The sequence below is a fragment of the Geomobilimonas luticola genome (assembly GCF_018476905.1).
Lineage (GTDB): Bacteria > Desulfobacterota > Desulfuromonadia > Geobacterales > Geobacteraceae > Geomobilimonas > Geomobilimonas luticola.
Window position 1 is genome coordinate 103194 of the sequence record NZ_JAHCVK010000006.1, and the last position, 10837, is coordinate 114030.

Annotated in this window: 15 protein-coding genes and 1 riboswitch; of the genes, 7 read left to right on the forward strand and 8 right to left on the reverse strand. The window is 59.4% G+C overall.

The window, feature by feature from the left end; translation table 11 throughout:
- The first annotated feature begins 234 nt into the window (after positions 1-234).
- Together KI810_RS12940 and KI810_RS12945 are read left to right on the forward strand one after the other, a co-directional pair.
- On the forward strand, positions 235-1029 hold the full coding sequence (locus KI810_RS12940; RefSeq protein WP_214175977.1) for a hypothetical protein: 795 nt from the start codon (positions 235-237) through the stop codon (positions 1027-1029).
- A gap of 39 nt (positions 1030-1068) precedes the next feature.
- A riboswitch (cyclic di-GMP riboswitch) is annotated at positions 1069-1145 on the forward strand.
- 69 nt (positions 1146-1214) lie between these two features.
- Positions 1215-2462 (forward strand): hypothetical protein, encoded by a 1248-nt coding sequence (locus KI810_RS12945; RefSeq protein WP_246525618.1) that lies wholly within the window; start codon positions 1215-1217, stop codon positions 2460-2462.
- 115 nt (positions 2463-2577) lie between these two features.
- Here KI810_RS12945 and bfr read toward each other — a convergent pair whose 3' ends face one another.
- The 4 genes from bfr to KI810_RS12965 all read right to left on the reverse strand — a co-directional run bounded on the left by bfr (position 2578) and on the right by KI810_RS12965 (position 4359).
- Complete coding sequence (bfr, locus tag KI810_RS12950) at positions 2578-3045, reverse strand: bacterioferritin (protein WP_214175978.1); 468 nt, start codon at positions 3043-3045, stop codon at positions 2578-2580.
- 318 nt (positions 3046-3363) lie between these two features.
- The gene (locus tag KI810_RS12955; RefSeq protein WP_214175979.1) at positions 3364-3636 is read right to left on the reverse strand and encodes a BrnA antitoxin family protein; all 273 of its coding nucleotides are present in this window, start codon (positions 3634-3636) and stop codon (positions 3364-3366) included.
- Positions 3596-3868 (reverse strand): BrnT family toxin, encoded by a 273-nt coding sequence (locus tag KI810_RS17615; protein WP_214175980.1) that lies wholly within the window; start codon positions 3866-3868, stop codon positions 3596-3598. The genes KI810_RS12955 and KI810_RS17615 overlap by 41 nt, the downstream gene beginning before the upstream one ends.
- Positions 3869-3987: 119 nt before the next feature.
- Positions 3988-4359, reverse strand: a complete 372-nt coding sequence (locus tag KI810_RS12965; RefSeq protein ID WP_214175981.1) for a pyridoxamine 5'-phosphate oxidase family protein — start codon at positions 4357-4359, stop codon at positions 3988-3990.
- A gap of 44 nt (positions 4360-4403) precedes the next feature.
- Here KI810_RS12965 and pdxR point away from each other — a divergent pair, with 44 nt between their 5' ends.
- The 5 genes from pdxR to pfkA all read left to right on the forward strand — a co-directional run bounded on the left by pdxR (position 4404) and on the right by pfkA (position 8648).
- On the forward strand, positions 4404-5807 hold the full coding sequence (gene pdxR / locus KI810_RS12970) for a MocR-like pyridoxine biosynthesis transcription factor PdxR (RefSeq protein WP_214175982.1): 1404 nt from the start codon (positions 4404-4406) through the stop codon (positions 5805-5807).
- Between the two features lie 101 nt (positions 5808-5908).
- Positions 5909-6214 carry a DUF2277 domain-containing protein gene (locus KI810_RS12975; RefSeq protein WP_214175983.1) on the forward strand — a complete coding sequence of 102 codons (306 nt, stop codon included), beginning with the start codon at positions 5909-5911 and terminating at the stop codon, positions 6212-6214.
- Between the two features lie 13 nt (positions 6215-6227).
- Entirely contained in the window at positions 6228-7187 is a 960-nt protein-coding gene (locus KI810_RS12980) for a homocysteine S-methyltransferase family protein (protein ID WP_214175984.1), read from the forward strand.
- Between the two features lie 38 nt (positions 7188-7225).
- Positions 7226-7660, forward strand: a complete 435-nt coding sequence (locus KI810_RS12985; protein ID WP_214175985.1) for an FtsB family cell division protein — start codon at positions 7226-7228, stop codon at positions 7658-7660.
- 28 nt (positions 7661-7688) lie between these two features.
- Positions 7689-8648, forward strand: a complete 960-nt coding sequence (gene pfkA, locus KI810_RS12990; RefSeq protein ID WP_214175986.1) for a 6-phosphofructokinase — start codon at positions 7689-7691, stop codon at positions 8646-8648.
- A gap of 86 nt (positions 8649-8734) precedes the next feature.
- Here pfkA and KI810_RS12995 read toward each other — a convergent pair whose 3' ends face one another.
- The 4 genes from KI810_RS12995 to KI810_RS13010 form a co-directional block, all read right to left on the reverse strand.
- Positions 8735-9361: an HAD family hydrolase gene (locus tag KI810_RS12995; RefSeq protein WP_343213503.1), complete on the reverse strand. Its 627-nt coding sequence runs from the start codon at positions 9359-9361 to the stop codon at positions 8735-8737.
- Positions 9358-9657: an HNH endonuclease gene (locus KI810_RS13000; RefSeq protein ID WP_214175987.1), complete on the reverse strand. Its 300-nt coding sequence runs from the start codon at positions 9655-9657 to the stop codon at positions 9358-9360. The genes KI810_RS12995 and KI810_RS13000 overlap by 4 nt, the downstream gene beginning before the upstream one ends.
- 72 nt (positions 9658-9729) lie before the next feature.
- Positions 9730-10182 (reverse strand): ribonuclease HI, encoded by a 453-nt coding sequence (gene rnhA, locus KI810_RS13005; protein ID WP_214175988.1) that lies wholly within the window; start codon positions 10180-10182, stop codon positions 9730-9732.
- Entirely contained in the window at positions 10172-10825 is a 654-nt protein-coding gene (locus tag KI810_RS13010; RefSeq protein ID WP_214175989.1) for a lysophospholipid acyltransferase family protein, read from the reverse strand. Before KI810_RS13010 ends, rnhA begins: the two co-directional genes overlap by 11 nt.
- Positions 10826-10837: the final 12 nt, after the last annotated feature.

A 10837-nucleotide genomic window follows, 5' to 3' on the forward strand; every position in this document is an offset into this window, starting at 1 on the left:
GCCCACCTTTATGCTGCCTAAAAATATTATTTGCGCAAAAACAGGCCTACTAGTGCATGGGGCAATAATATGGATATTTGTATTGGCATACGTAATGCTACTTATCCGAAATTAATTCTTCGCATGGCAAGGCACCAGACGGTTAGTACGGCTCTTTTGGTGGACCGCTGCACCCAGTTTCGGGACGCCGCCCATTGTTGTTATGCAATTAAACTATCATTTGAAGGAGGCGGCATGGGGCTGGACAAAGGTAATTCAACCCGGACAGGCGTGCATACTGAAGGCAGCGATGTTCGCAAAAAGCTCACCCCTCTCCTTTCCCGGATGCCACCACTGTCCGTCGTCAATCCCTCCGAACTCTGTACCCTTATACCCGAACATACCCCTTCCGCCGTCATGGCCGCCTTGGCTACCCTTGTCACGGGCACCTCGGACGATGGTCCCGATTTCTCCCGTCATGCCCTGGGGATGGCGGTCGATTGTCCCGACAACACCGTCAGGCAGCTGCTCTTCTCGTTGCCAGGACTTCCCCGGGACCATATTCTCGATGACTTCCACGTCTCTAACAGGGCGGACCTGGTCGTCCAGGAACTTTGTGAAATCTACGGCAGGAAGACCATCGAATATTGGGGATACGCGACCCAGCGCCGTGCCGTGGAAAGGGCAAGACGTGGGATGAACAGGGTTGTTGCCAGCAGCCGGATCTGCTGCAGAGTCTGCGAACTGCTCGGCAGGAACTACCCCCACTCTACGCCCCGGCCGGTCAGTGCATGCCACATGATCTCGCGGAGGGCAGTTTTCTGGCGCAGGGTACGAGAGGTCCATGGCCTGACCTCTAACATCTTCTGCGACGACGCCGTCGAGCTACTGACCAGGAAACTGAGGAGCGACAGGTTCCATCACAACGACCGGTATCTCCTCCATCTCTGCCGGGAGCATGACAAGCTTTTTGTCGGCGCCGTGGTAGGAACGGACGCCTCCTCACATCAACACGCCCCTTACACAACCCTTGAACAATATCTGTTCTGAGAGAAGCAAATTATAATTCTTAAGCACTATCGATAGTTACTCCGAAAAGTGCAAATCCGGGGCAATCCGGAGACGCAGAGTCACAGCTCCCTGAGAGGGATGGCCGGGCCACCGAAGTGACGAGCGCTTTCGCTGATCCGCTTGACCGGCAAGACAAAAAGAGCGGATTTCTGGAGGGAGGGGATATGGGACAAAAGGGGAGAAGACCTCTACGGCCGACACAAATCGTTTTTCTGGCAATGGTGGTTGTTCTCGGCATATATCAGGCTGCAGAAGCTTTTCATGCTGGCTGGACCGGCGACTGCGACGGCTGTCATGCCCCTTCATCTCTTGCCGATGGAACACGTGTCGGGCTAAGCCTCACCTCGAGCGAAATGTGCCTTCGCTGCCATTCCGCTGCCAAGCCCGTTGACCACCAGGTCGCTACTAATCCGATCCCCCCTCCCGGCATCCCACCTGTTTCGCTGACACCAGGAGGAGATTTTGCCTATCTACAGAAAATGTATTATTGGACTGACCAGGAAGAGGGAGGCTCTGTTAGTCCGGGAGAACGGCATGGGCACAATATCGTGGCTCCTGCATATGGTTATGCTGTCGATGTGACACTCGCATTTGCGCCAGGTGGGTCTTATCCTGCCACCGGACTTTCCTGTATCAGCTGCCATGATCCCCACGGCAATTATCGACTTGTCGACGCCTCCGGCACCATTGTCCGGAGCGGCAACCCCATCAGCGATTCTGGGTCGTACGGCACCCCTCCCTCGGCTACAGAAGCGGTCGGAACCTATCGGATGCTGGCCGGCAAGGGCTATGGCACCAAATCTGTCGACCACACTTTCCAGTATGATCCGCCGATTGCCGTAGCGCCACGGAATTACAACCGGCCTGAGGTCAATGTGGATACGAGAGTAGTCTACGGCAAGGGGGCCAGCGAATGGTGCCTGAACTGCCATGATGGGTTTGCGAGCCGAACACGGGGCAGCGGTCATATGCATGCAGCCGGAGCAGAACTCGGTGGAACGATCGCCGGCAATTACAATCGTTACGTCAAGACCGGTGATCTCGGTGGGAATCAATCCACTGCCTTTACATCTCTGGTCCCCTTCCAGAGCGGGGATATGACAGGTGTGCAGCAGCTTGCCGCTCTGACAACATCCCTCGAAGGACCGCGGCCGGAAGACAAAGTCACGTGCCTCACCTGCCATCGGGCGCATGCGTCGGCCTGGAACGGCATGACCAGGTGGAACACCAAGGGAAGCTTCCTGCTTGTCAATAGTGATTATCCTGGAATAGATGCTCCCGGTAAGGGGGGCGGCAGGAATGCCGGTGGCAAGACCAGGGCCGAGTACAAAAAAGCGATGTATGATCGCGATCCGTCAAGATTTGCCGCTTTTCAGCGTTCACTTTGCAACAAATGCCACGCCAAGGACTGAGAACGCGATGGCCGCCACCAGCCAGAATTTCCAACGTACATCCAGAGTCAGGGGAAAACAAAGGGGACAGGCAATTCGTGCCTGTCCCCCGGTATTTCCCCGTTGCAGAGACCTGTCAGTCTATCTGTTCCACCAGGTAGTTCTGGACCCCCATCTGCTTGATCTGGTCCAACTGGGCCTCGATCAGATCGATATGATCTTCTTCCTCCTTGAGAATCGACTCGAGCAGTTTGCGCGTGCCGTTGTCCCCGACTTCTCCCGCCAGCCGGATGCTTTCGTTATATCCCTTTATGGCTGACTCTTCGGCACTGTGGTCGTTCGCGTGCATCTTCGCAACCTCGGTGCCGATATGGACCTTGTTCAGGTTGGTGACGATCGGTATTCCCTCGAGGAAGAGGATGCGCGCGATGAGCTTCTCGGCATGCTTCATCTCATCGATGGACCGCTTGCGGATCATGCCATGCAGCCGCTCGTATCCCCAGTTTTCGCACATCTCCCCATGGACGAAATACTGGTTGACGGCGGTCAATTCCTCGGCCAGCCGCGCGTTCAGGTGCTCGATGACCTTCTCGTTTCCTTTCATGAAAGACCTCCCTTTGTTCAATGCGTTACAGCCGTGAATGGGGCCATTCTCGCCAGCATGTTCTGGTTCATCAAGTGAAACAGACTATCGGGAAAGGTCAAGGGGAAGATGCCGTGTGGTCAGCTCATGTTTTGGTAAAAGGTATTTCATGTGCGTGAGTTGACTTTGCGCGGATTTCTCGGCTATAGTTGCCGGGATGAAGGAGGGCGTCACTTCATGAACCATCACATAACCAGGAAGATGCACCGGCCAAAAGCCGCCGGTGATCTCCCGGGCCGTTGGGCAAAGGAAGGAAGAATAAAAAAGGAAGAAAAAGACTCAGGACTGATTCTGAGGATGATCCTTCAGCCATTCCCGGAGAGCATTGTTTATTCTGGTCTGCCATCCTTTACCTGTAGCCTTGAAAGCTGCAAGAACATCAACGTCAAACCGGATTGTCTGTGACTCTTTGGTCTTCCCGGCCGGACGGCCACGACGGACGACTTTAGCACCTTCCATAAGATCTGCTTTTTCGAACCATTCTTCGGTGAGTTCCGGAGCATCGTCCGGATCAACGAAGGTATGTTTTGTACCGGCTAATTTCGCGGTCATTGGCGTACCTCATTGAAATTATACGTCGAGCCTCATTTCTTGGAGTCCAGACTAAGACCACTATCCGGTCATCAAGAGTGCCGACGGTTATGAAACGATCTTCTCCATAATCAAAACGATCATCGGGTGCGGTAAAATGAAGACCCTGAAAAACCTTTCCAGAATCAGCAAAATCAAGGCCCCGCTCCAACAGCGTCTTTTCCCTTTTAGCGGTGTCGAACTCGATGATCATGGAATAAATGTAACAACTAAAATTATTGGAGTCAATCGATAATTCCCAAAAGACGCCCAACTAGACGGGCAGAGACGGACGGCTTCGCCGCCGCTCACCCTGAAGGCGTTATCTTTCATCTACCACGTCTGAGTTACCGAATCGGGCGTAACAGCCAGTGTGGCACGCAACCAGTCGAATTTCGACTTCAGCAGATCGAAATCCGGTCCGGACGTGATGAACGCGGCCTTCCCCTTGATGAGGAAGCCGGCACCCGGACCGTGCAGCCCTTGCACTTTGCTGCTTCCCAGGGTAATCAGCACCTCGGGGTTGTAGGTAACGTTCGCCTCGGTGCGATGCATGTAACCGGCAGGGATCAGCAGGCGGCCATCGGCGGAGATCCGGATGTAACTGTTCCACGTGTTGACCAAGTGGGGCCCATCCTGGCCCAGAGTGGCGATGGCGACTATACCGTCCTGTTTGAGTATTTCCAGCAGTTTTTCGGGAATCATGGGTACTACCTCCTTAATGTGTGTGTCATGACGGGAACCAGCCTGTGTTTATTCTGAATAGTAACGATACTGCTCCATTATACAAGCAACTCTATAACCAGATCCGCGAGCATGTGCTGTCGGGGAAGCTCCCCGCGAATTCCAGACTTCCGTCCGTCAGGGATCTGGCCGCCGAACTTTCGACCAGCCGCAACACGGTCGAAGGGGCCTACCAGGAGCTGCATGCGGAAGGCTATATCTACAGCAGGGAGCGGAGCGGCTATTTCGTGTCGGTGCTCGACCACGATGTGGCGCCGCTGTCACTGTCCCCGAAGCCTCGCACGCCGGGCACCCTCCCCCAGCCTTCGCCAGGCTACACCTGCGACTTCCACCCTGCCCGGCTCGATCCGGCCAGCTTTCCCACGGCGCTGTGGCGCGCATGTTTCCTGGAGTGCCTGCGGGAGAGTTCCCGCGAGCTTACCCAGTACGGCGATCCCCAGGGGGATTGGGAATTGCGCAGCACCATTCGACAGTACCTGGAGCGCTCGCGCGGCGTGATCTGCGAGCCGGACCAGATCGTGGTCTGCGCCGGACTGCAGCAGAGTCTGGACATGGTCGCCCACCTGGTTAAGGGGAACCATTCATCGGTGGCGGTGGAGAATCCCGGGTACCACCTCCCCCGGGCGGTCTTCCGGAACAATTCCTTCGACATCGTCCCTATCAATGTGGCGTCGGGCGGGATCGACCTGGAGATGCTCACGTCCAGCGGCAGCACCATCGTGTATGTCACTCCATCGCACCAGCTCCCCCTGGGGTGGGTGATGCCCATTGCCAACCGGCTGAAACTGATCGAGTGGGCGGCATCGGGAGGTAACCTGATCCTGGAAGACGACTACGACAGCGAGCTCCGCTACCACGGAAAGCCGATCCCTTCCCTGCAGGGGTTGCGACCGGACGGGAACATCGTCTACCTGGGGACGTTTTCCAAGATACTCTCCCCGGCGCTGCGCCTGAGCTACCTGGTGCTCCCCCGCCCGCTGCTCGCCGCGTACCACGGGGTGTACCGGTATTATTTTTCCACCGTCCCGTTGCTGGAACAGAGAACCATGGCAAAATTCATGGAACAGGGACACTGGATGCGGCACGTCCGGCGGATGCGCATCCTCTACCAGAAGAAGCACGATACCCTGCTCCGGGCCATCGCCCATCATTTCGGCAGCAGGGCTACCGTCATCGGCCAGGGGGCCGGGCTCCACGTGGTCCTGCAGCTGCACGAAGGACATGCCGGGGAAGCAGTGATCATCAAGCGGGCCGAACGAGAGGGAATCCGCCTGTTTCCGTTCAGCGCCACCTGCGCCACGGACGAACCGGCCTCGACGAACCTTCTGCTCGGCTTCGGCGGGATGGCCGCTGCCGAGATAGAGCGGGGTATCGGTCTCCTCTCCCGGCTCTGCTTTTTGGAACCGTAAGCTGAATACAGAATAGTACATCAGTGCCCTTGTTAACAGGTGCAGGTTTGAATAAATTTTTGGGGGCAGCTCGTCAAGCGAAGCAAACGGAGGTACTCGACGTGTGCAGGAACATCAAAACGCTGTACAACTTCGCGCCACCGGCGACTGACGATGAGATTCACGCGGCGGCGTTGCAGTACGTGCGAAAGATCAGCGGTTTTGCCGCGCCTTCCGCTGCGAACGAGGCGGCGTTCAATCGTGCGGTGAGAGAGGTCGAAACGGCCTCCTCCCGGTTACTCGGCTCGCTCGTGACCACGGCCCCTCCCAAAAACCGCGCTGTCGAAGCCGCCAAAGCACGTTCGAGAGCGGAACGGAGGTTCGGCCCAACCGGAACGGTGGAGGGTGACCCCGGACACCACCGTTGAGCAGGTACACTACATGCCCCCTACCCCTTTTGCGAAATTTCTCGAGAGCTCTCCCTGCATCCTCGGCGAAGGGGCGGTCATCGAGCGCCTTCGCCGCAACGGCGACCTGGAACTCGACCCGTTCCTGGTCAACTCGGCCTTTATCTATGACGACAGGAAACGGGCGGCGCAAGAGGCCATCTGCCGGCAGTACCTGGAGATAGGGCGCGCGGCCGGCCTGCCGCTCCTGGTTTCCACACCAACCTGGCGGGCAAGCCGGGAGCGGATCGAAGCGGCCGGTTATGCCGGCGTCGACGTGAACGGCGACAACGTCAGGTTTCTCGATGCGCTCCGGAAAAGCTGCGGAGGGTACGCGGATAACGTCGTCATCTGCGGCCTGATGAGCTGTCGCGGGGATGCCTACCGTCCTGCCGAGGCCCTGGCCGTTGACGAGGCGCGGGAGTTCCACGCCTGGCAGGCCGGGAAACTGGCCGCCGCCGGGGTCGATTTTCTCCTCGCCGCCACCCTTCCGGCGTTGAGCGAGGCGACCGGCCTGGCTGTGGCCCTTGCCGCCACCGGCCAACCGTACGTTCTCAGCTTCGTTGTCCGCCCGGAAGGGACGCTGTTGGACGGTACGCCGCTGAAGGATGCCATCGCCGCCATCGATGCCGCGGTGACGCCACCTCCGCTGGCCTATATGATCAACTGCACCCATGCCTCGTTTGCCAGGTCTGCGCTGCTGCACGAAACCCATTCCTCAGCCTTGGTCCGGCAACGGATTGTCGGCCTGCTGGCCAATACCGCCGCGCTGAGCCCCGAGGATCTGAACGACAGCGCCAGCCTGGTGGAGGAAGACCCGGATGTCTTCGCCCGGTCCGTCGCCGGTCTGCGCCGTGAACTGGCCTTGAAGATTCTTGGCGGCTGCTGCGGGACCGACGACCGGCATATCCGCTCGCTGGCCGCCCGGCTTGCAACGGAAACCCGATGGGGATAAACTTACCGCTCCAACCAGAATGAAGCAGAGGGGTGAACATGAAAAAGGTGCCCGCAATGGTCGCCATGGTGCTTCTTTCGTCAGGCAGCGTGCTGGCTGGCGACGGGTATGACCGGTGCGTCAAAGAAGAGAAGGCGTTACGCGCGGAAGTTGTCGACAGTTGCAGCGGTATGCGGTATCTTTTCAATCCGAGCGGGTGCTTTGCCGCCCGGAAGGCCGTGAAGGTATACGACAACGACCGGTGCAGGAAGATCGGCGAGGAGGAGAAGGTCGTCACCCCCTCCCCACCCGCGGCCGCGCCGGAGAAGGACATCGGTGAGGGTGCCGTTCCGGCGCAGCGGGAGAGCACGCCCGCCGTTCCCCGTCAGGAGTCCGACGTGGAGCGGCTTAAATCAGAAAACGCCCTGCTGAAAGCTGAAATAGCCCGGCTCAAGGCTGAGATCGCCCAACTCAAGAGCTGCACCGACCGATGACGGCGGAGCAGTTACATCCGGAGGCACCATGAAAAAGATCGGCATATTGTCCAGCGGCGGCGACTGTTCCGGCATGAACGCCACCATCCGGAGCGCGGTCCGCACGGCCCTCCGGATGAACATGGAAATCGTCGGTTTCCGCAAGGGGTACCTGGGACTCATGAAGGGGGACTGCTTCACCCTCGACTCCAAGGTGGTTTCCGGTATCCTTCACCGGGGGGGGACGTTTCTCCAGTCGGCACGCTCCCCGGAATTCCGCACGCCGGAGGGGCAGCAGAAGGCACTCGCCATGCTGAAGGAACTGGGGGTGGAAGGACTCGTGGTTCTGGGGGGAGACGGGTCGCTGTCCGGCGCGCTGGCTCTCCACCGTCTCGGTTTTCCGGTGATCGGCATCCCGTGCAGCATCGACAACGACATACCCTTCACCGACATGGCGCTCGGGGTGGATACGGCACTGAACAACATCATCTACGCGGTGGACTGCATCAAGGATACCGCCAGTTCCCACGCCCGCGCCTTCGTCATCGAGGTGATGGGGCGCAATTCCGGCTACCTCGCCAGCGTCAGCGCCATCGCCACCGGCGCCGAATTCGCCCTGGTGCCGGAGCGGGAGTTCGACCTGGCCGAGATCTGCCAGCAGCTCCGGGCCCGGTACGAAGAAGGGCGGGATAACGCCATCATCATCCTCGCCGAAGGGGTGGGGAACGGCCAGACCATCGCCGACTCCATCAAAGACGCCATCGGCTTCGAGACCCGCGTCACGGTACTGGGCCACTACCAGCGCGGCGGGGCGCCGACCGTCTTCGACCGGCTCCTGGGAAGCCGCTTCGGCAAAAAGGCGGTGGAGTTGTTGATTTCGGGGCAGCAGGGGCTGATGGTGGGACTTTCCTGCAACGCCATCCTCGCCACCCCCCTCGCCGATGTGATCAAGGGGGAAAAACGACCCCAGGACGAGGTTCTCAGGCTGGCGGAGGTGCTGGGAATCTGAATGGCACGAAGAGAGGGGAAACGGAGCCGGGCGGTGAAAAACGCCCGGTTTTTTTGCGTCGAGAAGGAAATACTGTTGAGAAGATGCTAGCCGAGCAGTTCCAGGATCTCCTCGTGCCGGCCGATCCGGGCAAAGGCAGGGAGATTGGCCTTGTAGGCGATGAACGGGACGCCGGCAGCCTGGGCTGACTGGCGGTCAACGTCGGAATCGCCGACGAAGAGCGCCTCGGCGGGGGCGATGCCGTAATGGTCAATGACGCGCAGGAGCGGTTCCGGGTGGGGTTTGGGATTGGCCACCTTGCTGGCGGTCATGACACAGCCGAAGTAGCGGGCAAGGCCGAAGGATTCCAGCACCAGGTCCATGGACGTGGAGCGGTTGGTGCAAACGGCAAGTCCATAGCGTGGTGCGAGCGCGTCCAGAGTTTCCCGGAACCCCTCTTCCATCCGCATGTACGGCACCAGGTCCCGGTAGTCGATGGCGGCGGCAGCGCGGACCGCCTCGTTGAAGAGCGCCTCGTCGAGGAAAAAGTAGCGGAGGACTTCGCGGTTGGCGTAGGTGTGGAGCACCCGCATCTGCTCCCCGTCGCGGCGGTCCAGTGGGGGAAGCCCCATGAGCGACATGATCCGGTCGTAGAAGGCCAGGTTCGCCTCGAAGGAGTCGAACATCACCCCGTCGCAATCGTAGATTACCGTCTTATAGCCGTTACCTTTCACTCTTCACCTTTCACGGTTTTCAGATACTCATCCCACTCCAAGGGGAGCAGGTGCTTCTTCCGGTTGTTGCACTCCTTGCAGGCCGGCACCACGTTCCCCCGGGTGCTCTTGCCGCCGCGGATCACCGGCACGATGTGGTCCATGGAGAGCTCGGACGGCGGAAACGTCCCCCCGCACCAGTGGCAGACCCCCTTCGCCAGCCGGTTCTTCCACCACGGGGACGCGCGCAGTTCGCGGGCCTTCTCCCGCTCCCGCTTTATCTCCTGCTCAGAGACTTCGATGATGAAATAGGTCATATGAAATCCGTAATCAGGGATCGGTGATCGGTAAACATCTCTCATCAACCTACGCCAAACTCTGGGACCCCCCTAATCCCCGGGCCCCGGGCCCCGTCGGTAAGTCTCAATCGCCTTGCGGGCCAGTTCGTCGCACCGCTCGTTCTCCAGATGGCCGTTGTGACCGCGCACCCAGACCCAGTGGATTTTGTGCGTGGCGGCCAGTGCCTGCAACCGCTCCCACAGGTCCCGATTGAGCACCGGTTCCTTCTTGCTGTTGACCCACCCCTTTTTGACCCAGCCGGCAAGCCATTCGGTCATCCCCTTGACCAGGTACTGGGAATCGGTGGTGACAAACACCTCGCAGGGGCGCTTGAGCGCTTCCAGCGCGGCGATGGCGGCGGTCATCTCCATCCGGTTGTTGGTGGTCTCCCCCTCCGCCCCGGACAGCTCCTTCACCGTATCGCCGTAGCGCAGGATGCTTCCCCACCCCCCTACCCCCGGATTGCCGCTGCAGGCACCGTCGCTGAATATCTCAACTTTCATTGACGTAGGCCCCCTCGGCTTTCAGGAGATCGGCAATGGCACCCATGACCCGGTCGACGATCAACTGGTGGGTCTCTTTCCGGTCTTCCAATTGGAACAGGTCGCTGAAATCCAGGGGGGGACCGAAGACAACCGTCCCCTTCTGGCCGGAACCGGGGAATTTCCAGTGGTTGAGCCCGATGAGGGCGGTGGGGACGACCGCCGGCCGGGTATCATAGATGATCTTCCCCACTCCCCGATTCCCCTTCCCGAGCACGCCGTCCTTGTGCCGGGTTCCTTCGGGAAAGAGCATCACCTGCTGATCCGCCAGCAGGTCGTTCAGCACCCGAGTGGCCCGCACGTCCCGCCCCCGCCTGACGGGGAATGCCCCCCAGGAGGAGATGAGCCAGCGGAGGATGCGCCCCTCGAAGAGCTCCTCCTTGGCCGGCGCCCAGAGCATCTTCATGGGGGACGCCGTCACCACCACCGCCGGAAGGAAGAGCGTATCACCGGCGGAAATGTGGTTCGACGCGAAGAGCACCCCACCCTGACGAGGGATGTGCTCCGTACCCTTTACGCGCAGGCTGTTGATGGAAGAAGCGTAAAAACCGAGAACGTTCGCAGAAAACGTCACCCAGAGGCGACGGAAAAATGATGTTGTCATGGGGCCTCGTTA